This is a genomic window from Patulibacter sp. SYSU D01012, from assembly GCF_017916475.1.
Classification (GTDB): Bacteria; Actinomycetota; Thermoleophilia; order Solirubrobacterales; family Solirubrobacteraceae; genus Patulibacter.
This window is the reverse complement of sequence record NZ_JAFMTB010000004.1, coordinates 128,966-150,266: the sequence shown is the minus strand read 5'-3', so window position 1 is coordinate 150,266 and position 21,301 is coordinate 128,966. Positions and strand designations below refer to the sequence as shown.

Here is a 21,301-nt window from a genome sequence, read left to right as displayed (position 1 = left end):
GACCGCCGCACCCCGGCGGGACGGCTAGCCTGCGCGGCCCCATGGCCGCCCCCGACGCCGTGACCCCCGCCGCGGAGCGCGACCGCCGCCTGCGGCGCCTGATGGTGCTGTCGATCGCGACGGCGGTGGCGACGATCGCGCTGAAGACCGGCGCGTGGGCGCTGACCGGCTCGGTGGGCCTGCTGTCGGACGCCGCCGAGTCGATCGTCAACCTCGTCGGCGCGTCGGTGGGCCTGGTCGCCGTCGTGTGGGCGGCGCGGCCCGCGGACGAGGAGCACGCCTACGGCCACGAGAAGGCCAACTACCTGGCCGCCGGCATCGAGGGCACGCTGATCCTGGTCGCCGCGGCGACGATCGGCTTCACGGCGATCGACCGCCTGCTGCACCCGTCCGCCGTCACCGACGTCGGGGTCGGCGTGGCGGTCTCGGTGCTCGCGTCGCTGCTCAACCTCGTGGTGGGGCGCCTGCTGGTCACCGCCGGCCGGCGCGACCGGTCGCTCACGCTCGAGGCGGACGGCAAGCACCTGCTGACCGACGTGTGGACGTCGGCCGGCGTCGTCGTCGGCGTCGCGCTCGTGGCGCTCACCGGGTGGCAGGCGCTCGACCCGCTCGTGGCGCTCGCCGTGGCGGTCAACATCGTCGTGGCGGGCGTGGGGCTGGTGCGCCGCTCCGCCGACGGCCTGATGGACCGGGCGCTCGACGGCGAGGAGCTGGCGGGCATCGAGCGCACCCTGCGCAGCTACACCTCGGACGACGTGCGCTTCCACGCGCTGCGCACCCGCCGCTCGGGCCAGCGGGCGTTCGTCTCGGTGCACGTCCTCGTGCCCGGTGCGTGGACGGTGCAGCGCGGGCACGACCTGGTCGAGGAGCTCGAGCGCGACCTGCGCCCGCCCCTCGAGCCCGTGACGATCACGACGCACCTCGAGCCGCTCGAGGACCCCGCGTCGTTCGCCGACGCGCAGCTGGACCGCAGCGACCGCGGGTGAGCGGAGGGGAAGCCTCCAGAACGACGAACGCCGCCCCGGCAGCCCGTCCTGCGGCGGACGGGCGTCGGAGCGGCGCGGCGTCGCGGGGTCCGCGGACGGACCCCGCCGCTCAGGCGGCGGAGCGGGAGGCCTCGAGGGCCTCGGCCACGGCCGGCACGAGGATCTCGCCGCCGCGGACGTTCACGCCGGACTGCAGGCCCGGGTCGGCCGCCAGGGCCTCGTCGACGCCGTTGGCGAGCGCCTTGACGTAGGGCAGGGTCGCGTTCGTCAGCGCGCGGGTCGACGTCGCGGGCACGGCGCCCGGCATGTTCGCCACGCAGTAGTGCAGGACGTCGTCGACGACGTAGGTCGGGTCGCCGTGCGTCGTCGGGGTCGACGTCTCGGCGCAGCCGCCCTGGTCGATCGCCACGTCGACGATGACCGCGTTCTTGCGCATGTCGGCGAGCATCTCGCGCGAGATGAGCTTCGGCGCCGCGGCGCCGGCGACGAGGACCGCGCCGATGACGACGTCGGCGTGGCTGACCTCCTCGCGGAGCGTCAGCGGGTCGCTCATGAGGACGCGCGCGCGGCCCTCGAAGTACTGCTCCAGCTCGATCAGGCGCGGGATGGAGCGCTCGAGGATCGTGACCTCGGCGCCCATGCCGACCGCCACGCGGGCGGCGTTCGTGCCGACGACGCCGCCGCCGATGACGACGACGCGCGCCGGGGCGACGCCCGGGACGCCGCCGATCAGCACGCCGCGGCCGCCGAGCGGGGCCTGCAGGAAGTACGCGCCGGCCTGCGCGGCCAGGCGGCCCGCGACCTCGGACATCGGGGCCAGGAGCGGCAGGCCGCCCTTCGGGCCGACGACCGTCTCGTACGCGATGGCGTTCGTGCCGTTGGCGACGAGCGCCTCCGTCAGCGGCGCGTCGGCGGCCAGGTGCAGGTACGTGAAGAGCGTGGCGTCCTTGTTCAGGAGCTCGTACTCGGGCTTGATCGGCTCCTTGACCTTCAGGAGCAGCTCGCTCTCGCCCCAAACGCTCTTCGCCTCGTCGACGATGCGGGCGCCCGAGGCGACGTACGCCTGGTCCGCGAAGCCCGAGCCCACGCCGGCACCGGCCTGGACGAGGACCTCGTGGCCGGCCTCGGTCAGCTCGAGCGCGCCCGCGGGCGTCAGGGCGACCCGGCGCTCGGCCGGCTTGATCTCGGTTACGACGCCAACGCGCATCAGATGGTCTCCGTGGTGGTGGGGGTGGTGGTGCCGGCGAGGCCCATGTGCTCGCCGGCGGCGGTCAGGATCCGGCGCAGGCCGTCGACGATCTCGTCGAGCAGCGCCGCGTCGGCGATGAGGGGCGGGGCGATCTGCAGGACGGAGTCGCCGCGGTCGTCGGCGCGGGCGATGATCCCGGCCTCGCGCATCGCCTTCGGCAGGAAGCCGCGCAGCAGGTCGTCGCGCTCGTCCTTGGAGAACGTGGCGTTCGCCTCGTCCTTCACGAGCTCGACGGCCCAGAAGAAGCCCTTGCCGCGGACGTCGCCGACGATCGGCAGGTCCAGCAGGGTCTCCATCCGCTCCTTCAGGTGCGGCTCGAGGGCGCGGACGTTCTCCAGGACGCCGTCGCGCTCGAAGATCTCGATGTTCTTCAGGGCCGCCGCCGCCATGACGGGGTGGCCGCCGAAGGTGATGCCGTGGCGCAGGACCGTCGAGGGGTCGAAGAGGCCCTCGGCGACCTTGTCGCTCACGAACACGGCGCCGCCGGGCACGTACGCGGAGGTGATGCCCTTCGCGGTCGTGACCATGTCGGGGACGACGCCCTCGTGCTCGATGCCGAGCCAGTTGCCCAGGCGGCCGAAGCCGCAGATCACGGCGTCGGCGACGAGCAGGATGCCGTGCTCGTCGGCGATCTCGCGCAGGCCCTTCCAGTAGCCCTCGGGCGGCGTCAGGCAGCCGCCGGCGTTCTGGACCGGCTCGGCGATGATGACCGCGACCTCGTCGGCGCCGGCGGCGGCGATCGCGTCGCGCACCTCCTGCAGCAGGCGGTCGCGGAAGGCCGCGTCGTCCTCGCCGTCGCGCTTGCCGCGGAAGGCGTTCGTGTTCGACACGTGCGTGACGTCGATCGGCGGGGTGCCGAAGCCGTCCTTGTAGCCCGGGACGCCGGTGAACGACAGGGCCCCGAGCGTGACGCCGTGGTACGCGTTCTTGCGGGCGATCGCCTTCAGGCGCTGGGGCTGGCCCTTCGCGCGGAAGTGCTCGACGGCCATCTTCCACATCGACTCGACGGACTCCGAGCCGCCGTTCGTGAAGAAGACGTGGTTCAGGTCGCCCGGGGCGCGCTCGGCGAGCGCCTCGGCCAGGCGGATGGCCGCGGGGTGCGCCGTGTTCCAGTTCGTGTTGAACGGCAGCGTGGAGAGCTGGCCGGCGATCGCGGCCGAGAACTCCTCGCCGTACGAGTAGCCGATCTGCGAGCAGAAGAGGCTCGACAGCGCGTCGATGTGGCGCTGGCCCGTGGTGTCGAAGACGTACGGGCCCTCGCCGCGCTCGAGCACGAGCAGGTCGGACGTCGCCGTACCCGAGGTCGGACCGCCGATGCCGTCCTGCTCCTCCTGGCCGCCGGCGGCGTCGCCGTAGGCGGCGGCCTGCTTCGTGAAGTGCAGGAGGAGGTGCTCCCGGGCGGAGCGCTGGAGCTCGTCGTGCTCCGTGGTGGGGATGGTGGCCATGGGTGCTCCTGGCGGCGCTAGTAGCGCATGCCGCCGGTGGTCGGGGTGGTGGACGTCCCGCTCCAGCGGGTCGTGACGATCTTCGTGCGGGTGTAGAAGCGGAAGCCGTCCTCGCCGTTGGCGTGCAGGTCGGCGTCGATGGAGTCCTTCCAGCCGCCGAAGGGCATCCACGCGATCGGGGCGGCGACGCCGACGTTGACGCCGAGCATGCCGCTCTCGGCGCGGTAGCGGAACTCGCGGGCGGCGCCGCCGGACTCGGTGAAGAGGATGGTCGAGTTGCCATAGCGCGACGCGTTCGTGAACGCGAGGGCCTCGTCCAGGTCCTTCGCGCGGACGACGGAGAGGACCGGCCCGAAGAGCTCCTCGGTGGCGACGCGGTGCCCCTGCGGCACGCCGTCGAGGATCGTCGGGCCCAGGTTGGCCTGGCCCTGCCCCGGGTCGGCGGTGCGGCCGTCGAGGACGACCTGGATGCCGTCGCGCTCGGCGGCGTCGATCTCGCCGACCAGCCGCGTGCGGGCGTCGGAGGAGACGACGGGGCAGACGTCGGTCTGCGGGTCGTCGCCGGGGCCCGAGCGCAGCGCGCGGGCGGCCTCGACGATGCGCTCCAGCTGCGCGTCCTGCTGCTCCTGCGTGCCGACGAGCACGGCGACGGAGCCGGCCATGCAACGCTGGCCCGCGGCGCCGAAGGCCGAGCCGATGATGCCGCCGGCCATCGTCTTCGGGTCGGCGTCGGGCAGGACGATGAACGCGTTCTTCGCGCCGCCGAGGGCCTGGACGCGCTTGCCGTGCTCCGTGGCACGGGTGGCGACGTAGCGGGCCGTCTTGGCCGCGCCGACGAACGAGACGGCGCCGATGCCGGGGTGCTCCAGGATGCCGTTGACGGCGTCGTGCGCGCCGTGGACCAGGTTGACCAGGCCCTTCGGGATCTCCTCGATGCCCTCGATCAGCTCGACGTAGCGCTCGGCGGTCAGCGGGACCTGCTCGGAGGGCTTGAGGACGAAGCCGTTGCCGGTCGCGAGCGCGAAGGGCAGGAACCACATCGGGATCATCGCCGGGAAGTTGAACGGCGTGATGGCGGCGACGACGCCGATGGGCTGGCGGAAGGACTCGACGTCCACGCCGGTGCCGATGCCCTCGAGGTTCTGGCCCTTGAGCAGGTGCGGGGCGGCCATCGCGGCCTCGACGGACTCGATGCCGCGGCCGACCTCGGCCGCCGCGTCGTCGAGCGTCTTGCCCATGTCCTGCGTGACCAGCGCGGCGAGCTCGTCGCGGTGCTGGTCGAGGACGTCGCGCAGGCGGTAGAGGGCGCGGGCGCGGACCTGCGGCGCGGTGCGGCGCCAGGCGACCTGGGCCTCGGCGGCGGCGCGGACGGCGGCGTCGACGTCCGCCTTCGAGCCCAGCGGCACGCGGGCGAGCAGCTCGCCGGTGGCGGGGTTGCGGTCGTCGAGGGTCTCGGACGCGCTCGACGGGGTCCACTGCCCGCCGATGTACTGCTGCAGCGTGCGGACGGCGGACGGGGCGACGGTGTCGGTCATGCGGCGGCGGTCTCCGGCGGTCGGGGGAACGGCGGCGCGCGGGGGCGCCGGACGGCGGCGGGCGAGGCGGCCCGCGTCCTGTCCAGCGTGCCCGAGGGGCGGGGGGCCGGGCCACCGGCAGGCCGTCGTGACTCGGCCCGGGCGGGTGGACGGACTGTCGCGCCCCCGCGGCCGTCGTCGCGGGGGACGGCGACGGACCGTCCGCTCAGCGCCGGAGCCCCTGCTCCCACAGGATCGGGTCGGCCGTGTCGGGCACCGGGGCGCCGAGCTCGGCCAGGACCGCGGCGAGCGCCTCCCGTCGGACCGCGCCGTACGTCAGCACGTGCGCGAGCACGCCGCCGTAGGTGAACGCCTGCGGCGGCTCGCAGAGGGCGTCGACGAACGCGTCGTCCCAGGCGCCGTCGTCGCGGATCCGGCGCGCGTGGGCGGCGAACGCCGGAGCGACCGCGTCGAACCGGGACAGGAGCGGCCCCTCGCGCGCCGGCTCCTCCTCCCCGGCGAGCGCCGCGGTCCACACCTCGAGCGTGCCGACGAGCCGCTCGGCCATCAGGCCGGCGGAGGGCTCGGGCCCCTCGAGGTCCATGACGACCAGCCCGGGGCGCAGCGGGCGCTCGCGGTCCGCCGGCCGCAGCGCCGCGGCGAGGGCCAGCAGGTCGCGGGAGCGCTCCAGGTGGTGGCGCAGGAGCCGCTCGGTCAGGTCGCCGACCGGGGCGGGCGCGCGGCGGGCCGCGGGCGAGGCGTCCCGGCCCCGCGGCAGCAGCAGGCCGGCCGGCGGGTGGAAGTGGATGCCGTTGGGCGCCGGCAGGTCGACGGGGGCGCCCACGCGGACGAAGGCCGTGGGCGTGCGGCCGTAGGCGCGGCCGAACGCGCGGGTGAACGCCGCCGCCGAGCCGTAGCCGGCGGGGCCCGCGACGTCGGCCACGGCGGCGCCGCCGCGCAGCTGCCACGCGGCGCGTTCGAGCAGCAGCCGGCGCCGCAGGGCGATCGGCGTCTCGCCGGTCGCCGCCGCGAGCAGCCGGTCGAGGTGATCGCGCGAGAACGCCGCGCGGCGCGCCAGCTCGACGCCGTCGGCGCGGTCGTCCAGGCTGGCCAGGACGAGGTCGAGGAGGTCGCGCAGCCGGTCCGCCACGGCCCCCATCCTGCCCGTCCGCGGTCGGCGGCGCTTGACCGTTTTCGACCTTCCGCTCGCCGCGGCCCGCGCCGCGCGCGACCCTCGGTCCATGCCCTCCTGGTCCGCCTTCGCCGCCGCCGCGCCCGCGCTCGCCGCCGACGCCCGCGAGCGCCTCGACGCCCACGTCCACAAGACCCTCGCCACCGTCCGGCGCGACGGGGCGCCGCGGATCTCGGGGACCGAGACGGTGTGGGCCGACGGCGAGCTGTGGATCGGCTCGATGTGGCGGGCGCGCAAGGCGCTCGACCTGCGCCGCGACCCGCGCTTCGCCCTGCACAGCGGCTCGGACGACCCGGCGCCGCCCGGCAGCGACGCGCCGGGATGGGTGGGCGACGCGAAGCTCGCGGGCGTGGCCGTCGAGGTCGAGGACCCCGCCGTGATCGCGCACGTCGTCCCGCACGCGCCGCCCGGGCCGTTGCACCTCTTCCGTCTGGAGGTGCGCGAGGTCTCGACGGTGCGGATGTCGGACGACGGGAAGGGGATCGTCGTCGCGTCGTGGACGGCGGAGCGCGGCGTGCGGACGCTCGCGCGGAGGTGAGCGCCGGCGGGGCCGGCGTCGCTCGGGGTCGGCCCGCCCGCCGCCGGGCTCAGCGTTGCGCGTCCGGCCCCACGTACGGCAGCGCGCGGAGCGCCAGGTGCAGCGTGAGCGTCTGCTCCGGGTCGCCCAGGTCGACGCCCAGCAGCTCCTCGATGCGGGTCAGGCGGTTGTAGAGCGCCTGGCGGTTGAGGTGCAGGGCGCGGGCCGCCTCGGCCTTGCGCCAGCCGCCGGAGCACAGCGCCTCGAGGGTCGGCAGCAGCTGGTGCTTGCGGCGGCGGTCGTGCTCGAGCAGCGGGCCCAGGCGGCGCAGCACGAAGGCGCGCAGCTCGCGGTCGTCGCGCCACCGCCACAAGAGGCGCTGCAGCTCGAGGTCGCGGACGTCGTGCCAGCGGGCGGCGGGCAGCGCGGCGGCGCTCGCGGCCGTCTCGGCGGTCAGGCGCAGCGCGGGGCCGATGCGCTCCCACTCCGCGGCGTCGCCGACCGCGATCCGCATCTCGCCGGCGCCCAGGCGGCGGTCCGCCGCCGTGCGGATCGCCTTCGCCACCAGGTCGGCCGTGCTCGCGCGGGCGTCGGCGTCGCGCAGGCCGACGAGCGCCAGCAGCTGGCCGGCGCGGTCGCGCTGACCGGCGAGCACGGTCAGGCCGTGCGCCTCGAGCTCGACGCCGGTGTCGCGCAGCACCAGGCTCCAGGACGCGCTGCCCGCGGCGGCGGTCGTCTCGGCCGCGACGGGCAGCAGCAGGCGGCCCGCCGGGCGGAAGCCGATCGAGCCGGCCTGCCGCTCGGCGTGCGCCCCGGGGGTGCGGCCCTCGGCCAGGTCGACGAGGAAGTTGCCGCGCTCGCGGGCGACCAGCTCCTCCTCCTGCCGCGCCCGCAGCAGCGCGAGGGCGACGATGCCAGCGGCGCGCTGCAGCGCGATCTCGGCGATCTCGTCCATGGGGCCGGCGACGGGCAGCACGAGCAGCCGCCCCGGGCTGCCGTGCGGGCCGAGCGGCACCGGGGCGGACAGGCCCGCCCGCCACGGCGCGCGCCCGGACGCGTGGCTGGACGCCTTCCACGCGTCGAGCGCGTCGACGCCGTCGGCGGGGGTGCCGGCGTGGAAGAGCAGGCGGCCGTCGCCGTCCTCGAGGAAGACGGGGTTGCCGATCGTCTCGGCCGTCGCGCGCAGCACCTCGGGGATGCCCTGGCCGTCGAGCAGCAGCTGCGTCAGGCGCTGCTGCACGTCGTCGCCGCGCCGCAGCATCGCGTAGTGGGCGTTGACGATCTCGGTGTGGATCGCCTCCGTCACGTGGACGAACGGCACCTCGCGCGTGAGCGCCACGAGCGGCACGCCGTGCTGCTGCGCCGCCTGGATCAGCGGCTCGGGGATCTCGCTGAACGTCATGCCCAGCTCGATGACGAGGGCCGCCAGGCCCAGGTCGGCGAGCCCGGCGACGAAGCGCCGCTGGTCGACCGCCCGGCGGCCGATGCCCATGCCGGTGGTCAGCAGCAGCTCGCCGCCGCGCAGCTGCGACGCGATGTACGAGACCTCGCCGGCGTGGACCCAGCGGATCGGCCGGTCCAGGTGCTCGGCGCCCGCGAGCACGTCGGGCAGGCCGCGGCGCAGGACGGGCAGGGCCAGGGCGTCGGCGACCGTGATCCGCGGCGAGGGCGGCGCCAGCGGCGCGGGCGGGGCGTGGAGGGAGCCGACGGTGGGCACCCGCACATGATGCCCGCATCAGGACCCGGCGTAAAGGGCAGAGCGTCCAGCCGGGGACCGCGGCGGCGCGACACGGTGTCGCCGGCCCGCGGACAGGCTGTCGCGCCCCGCGCGCCAGACGCAACGTCCCGACCGGCCAGCCGCAGGGCGGCCCCGTCGACCCGGGCGGGATGCCCACCGTCGTGACCGGGGGCGGGCGCCGCGCGGCCGCGCCCGTCCGCGGCGCGCCGGGGGCGTGGCGCCGCGCCGGCAGGGGGCGGTCGTCGCGGCCGCGGTACGGTCGCCCGATGAGCCGCGCCCTCGTCATCGTCGACATCCAGCGGGACTACTTCCCCGGCGGTGCCATGCCGCTCGAGGGGCCGGAGGAGGCCGCCGCCAACGCCGGCCGGGTCCTCAAGACCTTCCGGGCGGCCGGGGACCCGGTCCTCCACGTCCAGCACCTCAGCCCGGCCGGCGCCGGCTTCCTCGAGGAGGGCACGCCCGGCGTCGAGATCGCGGACGCGGTGCGACCGGCCGCGGGCGAGGTCGTGGTCCGCAAGGACGCGCCGAACGCGTTCCTGCGGACCGACCTGGAGCAGCGCCTGCGGGCGCTCGACATCGACGAGGTCGTCGTCGTGGGGATGATGACGAGCATGTGCGTCGACGCCACGACGCGCGCGGGTGCCGACCTGGGCTTCCGGATGACGCTGGTGCCGGACGCGTGCGCCGCGCCGGCCCTCGAGCACGACGGCCGGCGGGTCGCCGGGGCGGACGTGCACGCCGCCTTCGTCGCCGCGCTCGGCCAGGCCTACGCGACGGTCACGCCCGCCAGCGAGATCGCCTGACGGGGCGCGCCCGCGGTCGGGCGCCGGCGGACGCGGCGGGCCGGCGCCCCCTCACGACCGGGGCAGCAGCGCGTCCAGCAGGGGCCGCAGCGCCGCACGCGCCTCGTCGGCCGTCAGCGCTCCGGCGAGCCAGCGCTGGCTCAGGCCGTCGACCGCGCCCGTCAGCAGCTCGGCGACCTCGTCGGCGTCGACGTCGGCCGCCACCGAGCCGTCGGCGACGCCGCGCCGGACGCCCGCGGCGACCGTCGCCGTCCACGCGTCCGTCACGTCGCGCAGGTCGTCGCGCAGCGCCGGGTCGAACGCGGCCAGCGCGCCGACCTCGTTCCAGATGGCGTTGAGGTTGCGCACGCGCGGGTCGTCGTCGAACTCCGCCTCGAGCGCGTCGGTCAGGGCCTCGCGCCCCGACCGGCCGGCGGGCGGGCCCGGCAGGCGGGTGACGGACGGCGCCTGCTCGTTGGCGTGGTGCAGGGCGGCCGAGACGAGGCCTGCCGCGGACCCGAAGTGGTAGTAGACGAGCGCGGCGGTCGTGCCGGCGCGGCGCGCCACCGCCCGGGGCGAGAGGCCGCGCACGCCCTTCTCCGACACGAGCGCGGCCGTGGCGTCGAGCAGCGCGCGGCGGCCCTCGGGCTGGCGGGCGGTGCCGGGGTCGCTCACGGAGCCACCGTCGCGTCGACGGCCCGGGCGAGCAGCGCGCGCAACCGGTCGGCCGGCAGCAGGCCCCCGAGCCACCGCTCGACGAGCCCGTCGGCCAGGCCGACCAGGCCACGGGCCGCCAGCGCGGCGTCGTCCGGGCCGCCGACGGCGCCGCCCAGCGCGGCCACGACGGCGGCCTCGCGCCGCGCCGTGTCCGCCGCCAGGAGCGCGGCGAGCTCGGGGTCGAAGAGCGCCGACGCCGCCAGCTCGTTGCGCATCGCGGCCGCCGCGCGGCGCTCGGGGGCGTCGTCCACGCCGCCCGCCAGGAGCGCCAGCACGCGGTCGCGGGGCGACGGCCCGGACGGGGGCTCCGCGGCGGCGCCCACCACGCCGGACAGCGCGGCGCGCACGAGCCCGTCGCGGTTGCCGAAGTAGTGGTAGACGAGCGGGGTCGACACCCCGGCCGCGGCCGCCACCGCCTGCACCCGCACCTCGCGCACGCCGCCGCGGCGGATGACCGCGGTGGCGGCCGCGAGGATGCGCTCCCGCGGGGGCGCGTCGGGCGCGGCCGAGGGCGCAGGGGAGGGGCCGGCGATCACCCGGCGAGCGTAGCCGGGCCGCCGTCCGGCGGGCGCCCGCGGCGCGCGGCGACCGCCGCGGGGGCGTCATCCCGCGTCAGCGGGTGGTGCGCCCCGTTCCGCGCCGCACGGTCGGCACGGGGGCGAGGAGCGCGACGAGCGCCACGACGACGAGCGGCAGGGCCCGCTCGACGCTCGACAGGACGGCGACGGCGGCGACGGCGACGAGCGCGACGGCGGCGGCGATCAGACGGAGGGTGGAGGGCACGGGGCGGATCCTTCCTCGCGGACGGGTGGGAGCGACCGTATCGCGGCCCGCGCGAGGACGGAAGGGCCCGGCGGTCACCAGGCGGCGTCCGCCGCCCCGCGCGAGAGGGTGGGGCGGCCGCCGCCGTCGAGCGGCAGGCGCGCCGTCACGTCGAAGTCGTCCGGCGCGCCGTCCCGCCCGGAGCGTCCCAGCCGGATGTGCACGACGACCCGGCCCGTCGCGCGCTCGTAGCCCGCCAGCGTCATGTCCTCCACGTACGCGAAGCGCGGGGCGCGGCGGGCCGCACGGACGATCGTGCGCGCCGTGGCGGCGCGGCCTCCCACCCGTAGCGCGCGGGCGCGGCCGTCGACCCCCAGCGCCGCCAGGACCGGCCCCCGCGGCACCAGGCCCTCCGGCCGCAGGTCGGCGTAGCCCAGCCAGCCGCGCCCGTCGGGCAGGCCCAGCGCGGGGACGAAGCGGAATCGCTGCGGTCGGCGGGGCACGTCCACGTGCAGGTCGCGCCGCGTGACCCGGATCCGGGGCAGGGCGGTCACGCGGGCGCTGCCGTCGGCCGCGACGGTCAGCAGCCGCGGCCCCGACTCGTGGGTGTCCAGCCGGATGCGGCCCGCACGCCGCCGCATGGTGGTCCGGAACCCGTAGCGGTAGCCCACCGCGCCGGACGGGCCGCCGACGAGCCCCATGGTGACGGGCAGCCCGGCGGCCGCCGCGCGCGTGACCCCGGCGACGGTCCGCGGCGCGGGGCCCTCCAGGTGGGTCGCCGCCACGCGCGGGTCGCTGTGGATGCCGCGGATCAGGCGGCCCCAGGCGCTCCTCGGCCGCACCCACGTGGGGACCGGCGTGTCGCCGATGCCCGCGAACACGTACTCCGCCGGGAGCAGCGACAGGACCGACGAGCTGACGAGCGCGCCCCCGGGCACCCCGACCGCCTCGCCGGCCGGTCCCGGCAGCTCGGCGCACGCGGCGGTCGCGATCGGGCACCGCAGCGCCGTCCACGAGAGCGTGCCGTCGCGGGCCTCGGGCGCGTCCGCGGCGACACCGGGCGGCGGCACCACGCGCGGCGCGTTGCCCACCAGCACCTCGGTGCCGTCGACGGACCAGGAGACGTGCGACCACGGCGGCGCGACCGTGACGCCAGGGGGCGTGGCCAGCGGCCGCGCGGGCCCGCCGGCGGTCGGCACGAGCAGGGCGATGCCGTCGTCGTCGTCCTGCTCGGGCAGGAGGACGAGGAGGCGGCCGTCGGGCGAGGGCACCACGCCGCCCGGGCGCCCGGCGAAGGACAGCGGCGGCAGCGTCCGCGTGGCGCCGGCCGGGGTCGACACGGCGATGAGCACGGTGCTGAGCTCGGTCGGGTCGCCGGGCTCGGTGACGCGCAGCTGCGCGACGTCGGCGTGCGCTGGCGTCGCGAGGGCGGCGACGGCGGCCGTCGCGATCAGGACGGTGGCGGCTGCGGGCGCGGGAACGGGGCGCCGACGGACGCGGACGGGGCGGGGCATGCGGCTCCTGGCGGTGCGGGGCGCCGCGGCGCGGCGGGGACGCCCTGCACCGTACACCGGCATCGGTCGCCGCTCGCGGCCGTCCGCGAGCGGCGCGTCCGCCGCGAGCCCCGCTCAGGCCCGCGGCTGCTGCTGGGTGATGCAGTGGATGCCGCCGCCGCGCGCGAAGAGCGGGCGGGCGTCGACCAGGACGACCTCGCGGCCCGGGTAGGCGCGCTCCATGATCGCCTTCGCGCGCTCGTCGGCCTCGGGCTCGCCGAAGGCGCACAAGATCACGCCGCCGTTGACGACGAGGTGGTTGATGTAGCTGTAGTCGACCGGCCCCTCCTCGTCCTCGAGCAGCGCGGGGGCGGGAACGGGGATCACCTCGAGCCGGCGGCCGCGCGCGTCCGTCGTGTCCGCCAGGAGCGCCATGACCTCGCGGCTGACCGCGTGGTCGGGGTGGCGGGGGTCCTGCTGGTCGTGGACGAGGACGACGCCGGGCGACGCGAACGTGGCGACGATGTCGACGTGCCCGCGGGTGCCGAACTCCTCGTAGTCGCGGGTCAGCCCGCGCGGCACCCAGACGACCTTCCGGGCGCCGAGCGTGCGGCGCAGCTCGTCCTCGACGCGCGCGGCGTCCCAGCCCGGGTTGCGGCCCTCGTCGAGCTGGACGGTGCGGGTGACGAGGATCGTGCCCTCGCCGTCGACGTGGATGCCGCCGCCCTCGTTGACCATCTCGGTGGTCACCCGGGTCGCGCCGGCGCGCTCGGCCACGGCCGCCGCCACGCGGGCGTCGCGCTCCCAGGACGCCCACGCCTGGGCACCCCAGCCGTTGAACACCCAGTCCACCGCGCCGAGCTCGCCGCCGTCGCCCAGGACGAACGTCGGGCCCATGTCGCGGATCCACGCGTCGTCGAGCGGCTGCACGACCAGCTCGACGGCGTCGCCCAGCCGCGCCGCCGCCAGCTCGGCCGCGGCGGGGTCGACGACCATCGTCACCGGCTCGAAGCGCGCGACGGCGCGGGCGACCGCCGCCCAGGCGTCGCGGGCCTCCTCGGCGTCCGCCTCCGTCTCGCCGAGCGTGTAGCCCGACGACGGCCACGCCATCCAGGTGCGCTCGTGCGGCGCCCACTCCGCGGGCATCCGCCAGGCGGGCGCGCCCGCCGGCCCGGCGCTCACCCCTGCGCCGCCTTCCCGGCGGGCTGGGCCACGGGCGCCGTCAGCGGGCCGTACGTGTCCGGGCGGCGGGTCCCGAGGAACGGGAACAGGTCGAGCCAGTCGCGGCGCTGGTCCAGGTCCAGGTCGGCGACCAGGACGGCGGCCTCGTCGCGCGGCGCCTGCACGAGCACGCGGCCGTACGGGTCCGAGACGAACGACGAGCCGTAGAAGACGTTGCCGGTGACGGTGCCGTCCGCGTGCGTGACGCGCTCGTCGCCGATGCGGTTGACGACGACCATGAACGTGCCGTTGCTGATGCCGTTGGCGACGATGACCTGCTGCCACAGCGGCTGCGTGTCGAAGTCGGGATGGTCGGGCTCGGAGCCGATGGCCGTGGGGTAGACGACGATCTCGGCGCCCTGCAGCGAATACGCGCGCGCGACCTCGGGGAACCACTGGTCCCAGCAGGTCGGCAGCCCGACGTGGGCGTCCGAGAGCTCCTGCCCGAGCTCGACGACCGGGTACGGGTTGCCGTCGTCGGCGGTCCCCGGGCGGAAGTACTCGTCCTCGTAGTAGCCGGCCGTGACGGGGATGTGCAGCTTGCGCGTGCGGGCGAGCAGCTCGCCGGCGGGCGAGACGAGGAACGCGGTGTTGAAGCCGCGGCTGTCCTCGCCCGGCGCCTTCTCGAAGACGGAGGCGTGCACGTGCACGCCGTGCTTCTGCGCCGCCTCGACGGCGAACCGGTGCGTCGGGCCGCCGGGCAGGTCCTCGGCCGTGGCGTCCGGCGCGCCCTCGGGCCGGACGTCGGCGAAGTAGCGCGTCATCGTCAGCTCCTGCAGGAAGACGACCTTGGCGCCGGCCTCGGCGGCCAGGCGGATGCCCTCGTCGAGCGCGGCGCGGTGCTCGGCGGCGTCCTCGTGCCAGGCCACCTGCACCGCGCCGACCCGCAGCGGGGGGCGCTGGGGCTCGTGGACGCGGGCCAGGGACGGCGGCAGGGCGGGAGCGGTGATGACGCGCATGGTTGAAAAAGCGTAAGGCCACGTGTGCGCCACGTCCAGAACCTGCGACAGGACGTCCGTCCGCCCGGCCCCGCGGCGACGCGGTGTCGCAGGTTGGACAGACGGGCTGTCGCGCCGGATACCGTTCGGCCGCGATGAGCCCCTGGCCGCGCACCCCGCCGACCGCCGCCCACCGGGCGGCCTACGCCGACGCGGTCCGCGGGTCGTTCTGGCTCGACCCGGCGTCCGGCGTCGAGCTGCCGGACCCGCAGCCGGCGCTCCGCGGCGAGACGACGGCCGACCTGTGCGTCGTCGGCGGCGGCTTCACCGGCCTGTGGGCGGCGCTGCACGCCAAGCGCGACGACCCCGACCGCGACGTCGTGCTGCTCGAGGGCGAGACCTGCGGCTTCGGCGGATCGGGCCGCAACGGCGGGTTCTGCGTCGCCTCGCTCACCCACGGCCTGGGCAACGGCGAGGCGCGCTTCGCCGACGAGCTCGCCGCCCTCGAGCGGCTGGGCCTGGAGAACCACGCCGGCCTGTGCGCCGACGTCGAGCGGCTGGGCATCGACTGCGAGCTCGAGCACACCGGCGAGCTGACCGCCGCGATCGAGCCGGGGCACGACGACGAGCTGGAGGAGGAGGCCGCGCTCCTGCGGCGCTTCGGCCACGAGGCCGTCGTCCTGGACCGCGACGCCATGCGCGCGCAGGTCCGCTCCGAGATCTTCCACGGCGGCGTCTGGGACCGCACCGGCGCGTCGCTCGTCCACCCCGGCAAGCTCGCGCTCGGCCTGCGCCGCGCTGCGCTCGACGCGGGCGTCCGCATCCACGAGCACACCGCCGCGCACGACCTGCGCGAGACCGCCGACGGCGTCGAGATCCTCTGCGCGCAGGGCCGCGTCCGCGCGCGCCGCGCCGTCCTGGGGACGAACGCGTTCCCGCCGCTGCTGCGCGAGATCCGCCGCTACGTCGTGCCCGTCTACGACTACGTGCTGATGACGGAGCCGCTCACCCCCGAGCAGCGCGCGAGCATCGGCTGGGAGGCGCGGCAGGGGATCGGCGACTGGGCCAACCAGTTCCACTACTACCGCCTGACCGCGGACGACCGCATCCTGTGGGGCGGCTACGACGCCGTCTACCGCTGGAACGGCCCCGTCGGCCCGCAGCACGACGACCACGACGAGACCTTCGGCCGCCTCTCGCAGCACTTCTTCACCCAGTTCCCGCAGCTCGAGGGCGTGCGCTTCAGCCACCGCTGGGGCGGCGCCATCGACACCTGCAGCCGCTTCTCCGTCTTCTTCGGCACCGCCTGCTCCGGACGCGTGGCGTACGCCGCGGGCTACACGGGCCTGGGCGTGGGGGCCACCCGCTTCGGCGCCCGCGTGGCGCTCGACCTGGCGGACGGGCGCGACACCGAGGCCACCCGGCTGCGGTACGTGCGGACGAAGCCGCTGCCGTTCCCGCCCGAGCCGCTGCGCTCCGTCGGCATCGGGCTGACGCGCAACCGGCTGGCCGCCGCCGACCGCAACGGTGGCCGCCGCGGCCTGTGGCTGCGCACGCTCGACCGGCTCGGCCTGGGCTTCGACTCCTGACCGACGCGCCGCGCGGCGCCCGCCCGCGCGCCCCCCTGCCGCCGCGCGGACGACCCGCACGCCCACGACCCCTTCCGGAGACCCCGTGACCCCCGACCGCCTGACCGCGCTGGCCCTCGACCCCGCCGCGGTGCCCCTCGAGGCCGCGCCGCTCGACCCGGCGCAGGTGCTCGCCGGCGACCCGCAGGTCGCCTACGCCGAGCTGGACCGCGCCGAGGTCGGCGGGGTGGTCGTCGAGCGCGGCGTGTGGCAGCACACGCCCGGCGTCTCGACCGACGTCGAGGCGGACGAGCTCTTCGTCGTCCTCTCCGGCCGCGCCACGGTCGAGGTCGAGGGCGGCCCCACGTTCGAGCTGGTGCCCGGGACGCTCGGCCTGCTCCGGGCCGGCGACCGCACCGTCTGGCGCGTCCACGAGACGCTGCGCAAGGTGTACCAGGCGACCGTGCCCGCCTAGCCGACGAGTCGGCGCGAACGCCTCGCCCGCGCGGGCAGGGCGTCGATGATGGCGCCATCAGGGACGACGGTGTGTCGCACCTTGCCACCCGCGCCGTCGGGACCGGAGTACGGTGCCTCCGTGATCGTCGTCACCCAAGCGCCGCCGCGGCTCCGCGGCGCGCGACCGCACCGCTGCGCGGCCGCCCGTCGTCGGCCCGCGCCGGCGCGCCGACCCGGCCGCGCGACGGAGCGTCGCCCCGCGCCGCGCAGCCTGGGACGCCCTGTCCGGCCCGCGACCGCGAACCGCCCGGCTCGGGCGCCGGCGGCGTCCAGTCGGGCCGCCGTCGGTTTATCCGCATGGCCGGTCGCGGCCGCCGCGGGGCGCTTCATGCTCCCGGTGTCCGCACAAGCGACCGGCCCCACCCGCCGAGGAGGTCACATGACGACGGTCCCCGAGACCAGCGAAGCGAGCAACGTCACCGGCACGGCCACGCCCGAGGAGCGCGACATCTGCCTCGAGCGCGTCCACAAGCGCTACGGCGATCACGTCGTGATCGGCGACCTCTCGCTCGTCATCGAGCAGGGCAAGTTCTACGCGCTGCTGGGGCCGTCCGGCTGCGGCAAGACGACGACGCTGCGCATGATCGGCGGCTTCGAGCTGCCGACGACCGGCCGGGTGCTGCTCGCCGGCAAGGACGTCACGCAGCTGCCGCCGCACAAGCGCGAGGTCAACACGGTCTTCCAGTCCTACGCGCTCTTCCCGCACCTGACGGTCGAGAAGAACGTCGCGTTCGGCCTGGAGCGCCGCGGCGTCGACAAGCACGAGACCCGCAAGCGCGCGGCCGAGATGCTCGAGCTCGTGCAGCTCGGCCACCTGGCCAAGCGCAAGCCCGGCCAGCTCTCCGGCGGTCAGGCCCAGCGCGTCGCGCTCGCCCGGGCCCTGGTCAACCGCCCCCGCGCCCTGCTCCTCGACGAGCCGCTCGGCGCCCTCGACCTGCGCCTGCGCCGCCAGCTCCAGGACGAGCTCAAGCGCATCCAGCAGGACATCGGCATCACCTTCGTGCACGTCACGCACGACCAGGAGGAGGCCATGAGCATGGCCGACACCATCGCCGTGATGAACAAGGGCGCCATCGAGCAGGCCGGCTCCGCGGAGGACCTGTACGAGCGGCCCGAGACGCCGTTCGTCGCCAACTTCCTGGGCACCTCGAACCTGATCGGCGTCGACGTCGACGCGGCCGGCGACGGCGAGTGGGCCACGGCCCGCACGAACGACGGCCACGCGCTGCGCCTGCTGCGCAACCGCATGTGGAACCTGAAGGGCGGTCAGCCGGTCAGCGTCGGCGTGCGCCCCGAGAAGGTGCGTCTGTGGGGCCCCGACCAGACGCCGCCCGAGACGGACAACGTCCTGCCGGCCAAGGTCCTGCAGGCGACGTTCCTCGGCGTCTCGCTCCAGTACCACCTGCGCACCGCGGGCGGCCAGGACCTGACGGTCATCGAGCCCAACCTCGTCGGCAACTCGGCCGGCACGTTCGGCCCGGGCCGCGACGTCCAGGTGTCCTGGGACGCGCGCCAGACGTTCGTCGTCGAGGGGGAGACCGAAGGTGCGTGAGGACCGGGCCCGCGCCGAGCGCGCGCTCGAGGAGACGCTGGACGCCGCGCTGTCGGCGCGCAGCTCCCGCCGCGCGTTCCTCGGCCGCTCCGCCGGCGCCATGCTGATGGCCGGGGGCCTCGGGTCGGTCCTCTCCGCCTGCGGCATCACCGGCACCGCCACGAAGAACGTCCAGGCCCTGCAGGCCGAGGCCGCCCGGGTCCACCACCCGAAGGTGCCGATCGGCAGCTGGACGTTCTCGAACTGGCCGCTCTACATGGACAAGAGCGTCCTGAAGGCCTTCGACAAGAAGTACGGCGGCAAGGTCAAGTACGTCGAGGAGATCAACGACAACAACGAGTTCTTCGGCAAGGTCCGCCAGCAGCTGACGCAGGGCCGCGACATCGGCCGCGACATCGTCGTCCTCACCGACCCGATGGCGGCCAAGTGGGTGCGCTCCGGGTTCGTCTCGCCGTACGACAAGAAGAACGTCCCCAACGCGAAGAACCTCGTCCCCAACCTGCGGTCGATCGGCTACGACCCCAAGCGCCAGTTCACGCTGCCCTTCCAGTCGGGCGCCGTCTCCCTGGGCTACGACATCCGGGCGACGGGCGGCGAGATCCGCTCGATCAAGGAGCTCTTCGACCCGAAGCACAAGGGCCGCGTCACGATGCTGACCGAGCCCTACGACAGTGCGTCGACCGTGCTGATCATGCAGGGCAAGGACCCGGCGAAGGCGACCCTCGACGACATGCTCGGGGCGATCGACTTCATCGCCGAGCAGAACGCGAAGGGCCAGTTCCGCCGCTTCACCGGCAACGACTTCACGACGGACCTGACGAAGGGCAACGTCTCGATCGTGCTCGCCTACTCCGGCGACATGGTCCAGCTGCAGGCCGACAACCCCAACCTGCGCTTCGCGTACGCGGAGGAGGGCTGCATCACGTTCACCGACAACCTGATGCTGCCGGCCGAGGTCGCGCACCCGTACGCGGCCGAGACGATGTTCAACTTCCTGTACGAGCCGGAGAACGCCGCGAAGCTCTGCGCGTACATCAACTACATCAGCCCGGTCGACGGCATCCGGCCGATCCTCGAGAAGAGCGATCCCGAGATCGCCGAGAACGAGCTGATCTTCCCGCCGGACGACGTCCGCAAGCGGCTCAAGCTCTACCCGTCCCTCTCGACCAGCGAGGAACAGCAGATGTACGAAGCCATGGCCAAGGTCACGGGGGGCTGATCCGATGTCCCTCGCACTGCGCCGCAAGCTCACCCCCTGGTGGTTCGCCCTGCCGGGGCTGATCTGGCTCGTCGTCTTCTTCGCGATCCCGATCTTCAACCAGATCAGCGTCTCGCTCATGTCGGGCGACCCCGAGGTCGGCTTCGACCTGACGTGGTCGTTCCACACGTACTGGGACGCGATCCGCGACTACCACACGCAGTTCCTGCGCTCGATCGGCTACGCCGGCGTGGCGACGATCATCGACCTGGTCATCGCCTTCCCGCTCGCGTACTTCATCGCCTACAAGGCGGGCCGCTTCAAGTCGCTGCTGCTCCTGCTGGTGATCCTGCCGTTCTTCGTCTCGCAGGTCATGCGCACCGCGTCGTGGCAGCTCATCCTCAACGACGAGGGCTGGGCGGTCGCCCGCATGCAGGACGTCGGGATCGTCGGCAGCGACGGGCACTTCCTCGCCACCGGCAAGGCCGTCGTCTTCGGCATCGCCTACAACTTCCTGCCGTTCATGGTCCTGCCGCTCTACGCGACGCTGGACCGCATCGACCGCCGCCTGATCGAGGCCGCGAGCGACCTGTACTGCAGCCGCGCGACGGCGTTCCGCAAGGTGACGCTGCCGCTCGCGGTGCCGGGGATCTTCGCGGGCTCGCTGCTCGTCTTCATCCCGGCGTGCGGCGACTACATCAACTCGTCGATCCTGGGGTCGTCGAACACGACGATGATCGGCAACGTCATCCAGTCGAAGTTCCTCAACGTCCTGGACTACCCGTCCGCGGCGGCGCTGAGCTTCATCCTCATGGGCGTGATCCTGCTGGGCATCGCCCTCTACGGTCGCGTGCTCGGCACGAAGACCCTGACGGAGCTGGCGGGGTGATGCGCGTGCCGTCTTCGTACCGAGCACTGGAGGACATCGTGCCCACCCACCCCAAGACCCTGACGGAGCTGGCGGGGTAGGGCATGTCCACCGAAGCGCTCCCCACCAAGCCGACCGACCCGGTGACGCCGCACGTCCCGGGCGTCGAGCCCTCCGCCACCCCGCGCTCGCCGCGCGGGGACACCGGCCGCGGCCGCACCACGCTGCTCGGCATCTGGTCCGCGCTCGCGCTGCTGTTCCTGCTGCTGCCGATCGCGTTCATGATCGTCTTCTCGTTCAACGACAACAAGGGACGGTTCAACTTCGAGTGGCAGGGCTTCACGCTGAAGCACTGGGCCCACCCGTTCCAGAACCCGGACCTGGCGAAGGCGCTCCAGAACTCCCTCGAGATCGCCGTCCTGACGACGATCTTCGCGACGCTGCTCGGCACGCTCCTGGCCGTCGCGCTCGTCCGCTACAAGTTCCGCGGCCGCGGCCCGGCGGACTTCTTCGTGTTCCTGCCGATGGCCTCGCCCGAGGTCGTCATGGGCGCCTCGCTCCTGGCGATGTTCCTCGTGCTCGGCATCGGCACCGGGTTCGTCACGATCCTGCTGGCGCACATCATGTTCTCGATCTCGTACGTGGTCGTGACCGTGAAGGCGCGGCTGGAGGGCATGGACCCGCACGTGGAGGAGGCCGCCCGCGACCTGGGGGCCAACGAGATGACGACGTTCTTCCGCGTCACCCTGCCGATGATCGCCCCGGGCGTCGCGGCGGCGGCGGTCTTGGCGTTCGCGCTCTCGATCGACGACTACGTCATCACGAGCTTCAACGCCGGTCAGACGCAGACGTTCCCGCTGTTCATCTTCGGCGCCACCCGCCAGGGCGTCCCGCCGCAGGTGAACGTGCTCTCGACGATGCTGCTGCTGCTCGTCCTGGCGCTCATGGTGGTCAACGTCATCGTGCAGAAGCGCCTGTCGCTGCGGGACCGCGGCGACGAGGGCTAGGTCCGCGCGGCACCGACGACGCACCGACGGGCGGCCCT

At 75.1% G+C, this 21,301-nt stretch carries 20 protein-coding genes; 9 read left to right on the top strand and 11 right to left on the bottom strand.

The genetic code is table 11. From position 1 onward, the window contains the following. Nucleotides 1-41 precede the first annotated feature (41 nt). The gene (locus J3P29_RS19255; RefSeq protein WP_210496008.1) at nt 42-986 is read left to right on the top strand and encodes a cation diffusion facilitator family transporter; all 945 of its coding nucleotides are present in this window, start codon (nt 42-44) and stop codon (nt 984-986) included. 109 nt (nt 987-1,095) lie between these two features. Here J3P29_RS19255 and ald read toward each other — a convergent pair whose 3' ends face one another. The 4 genes from ald to J3P29_RS19235 all read right to left on the bottom strand — a co-directional run bounded on the left by ald (nt 1,096) and on the right by J3P29_RS19235 (nt 6,344). Further along, the gene (gene ald, locus J3P29_RS19250; RefSeq protein WP_210496006.1) at nt 1,096-2,193 is read right to left on the bottom strand and encodes an alanine dehydrogenase; all 1,098 of its coding nucleotides are present in this window, start codon (nt 2,191-2,193) and stop codon (nt 1,096-1,098) included. Continuing rightward, on the bottom strand, nt 2,193-3,680 hold the full coding sequence (locus J3P29_RS19245) for an aminotransferase class III-fold pyridoxal phosphate-dependent enzyme (RefSeq protein WP_210496004.1): 1,488 nt from the start codon (nt 3,678-3,680) through the stop codon (nt 2,193-2,195). The genes ald and J3P29_RS19245 overlap by 1 nt, the downstream gene beginning before the upstream one ends. Before the next feature lie 17 nt (nt 3,681-3,697). Further along, nucleotides 3,698-5,215 carry a CoA-acylating methylmalonate-semialdehyde dehydrogenase gene (gene mmsA, locus J3P29_RS19240; RefSeq protein WP_210496003.1) on the bottom strand — a complete coding sequence of 506 codons (1,518 nt, stop codon included), beginning with the start codon at nt 5,213-5,215 and terminating at the stop codon, nt 3,698-3,700. A gap of 205 nt (nt 5,216-5,420) precedes the next feature. Continuing rightward, nucleotides 5,421-6,344, bottom strand: a complete 924-nt coding sequence (locus tag J3P29_RS19235; protein WP_210496002.1) for an AraC family transcriptional regulator — start codon at nt 6,342-6,344, stop codon at nt 5,421-5,423. A gap of 91 nt (nt 6,345-6,435) precedes the next feature. Between J3P29_RS19235 and J3P29_RS19230 the strand changes: the two genes are divergently transcribed. After that, on the top strand, nt 6,436-6,924 hold the full coding sequence (locus J3P29_RS19230; RefSeq protein ID WP_210496001.1) for a pyridoxamine 5'-phosphate oxidase family protein: 489 nt from the start codon (nt 6,436-6,438) through the stop codon (nt 6,922-6,924). Between the two features lie 49 nt (nt 6,925-6,973). On the opposite strand, the gene J3P29_RS19225 is transcribed toward J3P29_RS19230, so the two are convergent. Further along, nucleotides 6,974-8,620, bottom strand: a complete 1,647-nt coding sequence (locus tag J3P29_RS19225) for a PucR family transcriptional regulator (RefSeq protein WP_210496000.1) — start codon at nt 8,618-8,620, stop codon at nt 6,974-6,976. Between the two features lie 287 nt (nt 8,621-8,907). Between J3P29_RS19225 and J3P29_RS19220 the strand changes: the two genes are divergently transcribed. Beyond that, the gene (locus J3P29_RS19220; protein WP_210495998.1) at nt 8,908-9,444 is read left to right on the top strand and encodes a cysteine hydrolase family protein; all 537 of its coding nucleotides are present in this window, start codon (nt 8,908-8,910) and stop codon (nt 9,442-9,444) included. Nucleotides 9,445-9,495: 51 nt separating this feature from the next. Here J3P29_RS19220 and J3P29_RS19215 read toward each other — a convergent pair whose 3' ends face one another. The 6 genes from J3P29_RS19215 to J3P29_RS19190 form a co-directional block, all read right to left on the bottom strand. Beyond that, a complete protein-coding gene (locus J3P29_RS19215) occupies nt 9,496-10,098 on the bottom strand; it encodes a TetR/AcrR family transcriptional regulator (RefSeq protein ID WP_210495997.1) in 603 nt (200 codons plus the stop codon). Further along, the gene (locus J3P29_RS20215) at nt 10,095-10,676 is read right to left on the bottom strand and encodes a TetR/AcrR family transcriptional regulator (RefSeq protein WP_210495996.1); all 582 of its coding nucleotides are present in this window, start codon (nt 10,674-10,676) and stop codon (nt 10,095-10,097) included. The genes J3P29_RS19215 and J3P29_RS20215 overlap by 4 nt, the downstream gene beginning before the upstream one ends. A gap of 76 nt (nt 10,677-10,752) precedes the next feature. Continuing rightward, nucleotides 10,753-10,923 (bottom strand): hypothetical protein, encoded by a 171-nt coding sequence (locus J3P29_RS19205; RefSeq protein WP_210495995.1) that lies wholly within the window; start codon nt 10,921-10,923, stop codon nt 10,753-10,755. A gap of 74 nt (nt 10,924-10,997) precedes the next feature. Next, entirely contained in the window at nt 10,998-12,416 is a 1,419-nt protein-coding gene (locus J3P29_RS19200) for a hypothetical protein (protein ID WP_210495993.1), read from the bottom strand. Nucleotides 12,417-12,530: 114 nt separating this feature from the next. Then, nucleotides 12,531-13,541 carry an agmatine deiminase family protein gene (locus J3P29_RS19195; protein ID WP_282600279.1) on the bottom strand — a complete coding sequence of 337 codons (1,011 nt, stop codon included), beginning with the start codon at nt 13,539-13,541 and terminating at the stop codon, nt 12,531-12,533. Between the two features lie 32 nt (nt 13,542-13,573). After that, nucleotides 13,574-14,575 (bottom strand): nitrilase-related carbon-nitrogen hydrolase, encoded by a 1,002-nt coding sequence (locus J3P29_RS19190; protein WP_210495990.1) that lies wholly within the window; start codon nt 14,573-14,575, stop codon nt 13,574-13,576. 134 nt (nt 14,576-14,709) lie between these two features. On the opposite strand from J3P29_RS19190, the gene J3P29_RS19185 reads away from it, so the two are divergent. The 6 genes from J3P29_RS19185 to J3P29_RS19160 all read left to right on the top strand — a co-directional run bounded on the left by J3P29_RS19185 (nt 14,710) and on the right by J3P29_RS19160 (nt 21,263). Further along, nucleotides 14,710-16,143, top strand: a complete 1,434-nt coding sequence (locus J3P29_RS19185; protein ID WP_210495988.1) for an FAD-dependent oxidoreductase — start codon at nt 14,710-14,712, stop codon at nt 16,141-16,143. 85 nt (nt 16,144-16,228) lie between these two features. Next, nucleotides 16,229-16,597, top strand: a complete 369-nt coding sequence (locus tag J3P29_RS19180; protein WP_349239897.1) for a cupin domain-containing protein — start codon at nt 16,229-16,231, stop codon at nt 16,595-16,597. Nucleotides 16,598-17,017: 420 nt separating this feature from the next. Further along, on the top strand, nt 17,018-18,190 hold the full coding sequence (locus tag J3P29_RS19175) for an ABC transporter ATP-binding protein (protein ID WP_210495987.1): 1,173 nt from the start codon (nt 17,018-17,020) through the stop codon (nt 18,188-18,190). Then, nucleotides 18,183-19,409 (top strand): spermidine/putrescine ABC transporter substrate-binding protein, encoded by a 1,227-nt coding sequence (locus tag J3P29_RS19170; protein WP_349239896.1) that lies wholly within the window; start codon nt 18,183-18,185, stop codon nt 19,407-19,409. The genes J3P29_RS19175 and J3P29_RS19170 overlap by 8 nt, the downstream gene beginning before the upstream one ends. A 4-nt stretch (nt 19,410-19,413) precedes the next feature. Continuing rightward, the gene (locus tag J3P29_RS19165; RefSeq protein ID WP_210495985.1) at nt 19,414-20,277 is read left to right on the top strand and encodes an ABC transporter permease; all 864 of its coding nucleotides are present in this window, start codon (nt 19,414-19,416) and stop codon (nt 20,275-20,277) included. Between the two features lie 83 nt (nt 20,278-20,360). Continuing rightward, nucleotides 20,361-21,263 carry an ABC transporter permease gene (locus tag J3P29_RS19160; RefSeq protein ID WP_210495984.1) on the top strand — a complete coding sequence of 301 codons (903 nt, stop codon included), beginning with the start codon at nt 20,361-20,363 and terminating at the stop codon, nt 21,261-21,263. Nucleotides 21,264-21,301 lie beyond the last annotated feature (38 nt).

Coding starts and splice junctions, on each gene's coding strand:
- J3P29_RS19195 (WP_282600279.1), bottom strand. CDS start 13,541: ATGCCCGCGGAGTGGGCGCCGCACGAGCGCACCTGGATGGCGTGGCCG.
- J3P29_RS19190 (WP_210495990.1), bottom strand. CDS start 14,575: ATGCGCGTCATCACCGCTCCCGCCCTGCCGCCGTCCCTGGCCCGCGTC.
- J3P29_RS19200 (WP_210495993.1), bottom strand. CDS start 12,416: ATGCCCCGCCCCGTCCGCGTCCGTCGGCGCCCCGTTCCCGCGCCCGCA.
- ald (WP_210496006.1), bottom strand. CDS start 2,193: ATGCGCGTTGGCGTCGTAACCGAGATCAAGCCGGCCGAGCGCCGGGTC.
- J3P29_RS19185 (WP_210495988.1), top strand. CDS start 14,710: ATGAGCCCCTGGCCGCGCACCCCGCCGACCGCCGCCCACCGGGCGGCC.
- J3P29_RS19230 (WP_210496001.1), top strand. CDS start 6,436: ATGCCCTCCTGGTCCGCCTTCGCCGCCGCCGCGCCCGCGCTCGCCGCC.
- J3P29_RS19255 (WP_210496008.1), top strand. CDS start 42: ATGGCCGCCCCCGACGCCGTGACCCCCGCCGCGGAGCGCGACCGCCGC.
- mmsA (WP_210496003.1), bottom strand. CDS start 5,215: ATGACCGACACCGTCGCCCCGTCCGCCGTCCGCACGCTGCAGCAGTAC.
- J3P29_RS19160 (WP_210495984.1), top strand. CDS start 20,361: ATGTCCACCGAAGCGCTCCCCACCAAGCCGACCGACCCGGTGACGCCG.
- J3P29_RS19165 (WP_210495985.1), top strand. CDS start 19,414: ATGTCCCTCGCACTGCGCCGCAAGCTCACCCCCTGGTGGTTCGCCCTG.
- J3P29_RS19175 (WP_210495987.1), top strand. CDS start 17,018: ATGACGACGGTCCCCGAGACCAGCGAAGCGAGCAACGTCACCGGCACG.
- J3P29_RS19245 (WP_210496004.1), bottom strand. CDS start 3,680: ATGGCCACCATCCCCACCACGGAGCACGACGAGCTCCAGCGCTCCGCC.
- J3P29_RS19220 (WP_210495998.1), top strand. CDS start 8,908: ATGAGCCGCGCCCTCGTCATCGTCGACATCCAGCGGGACTACTTCCCC.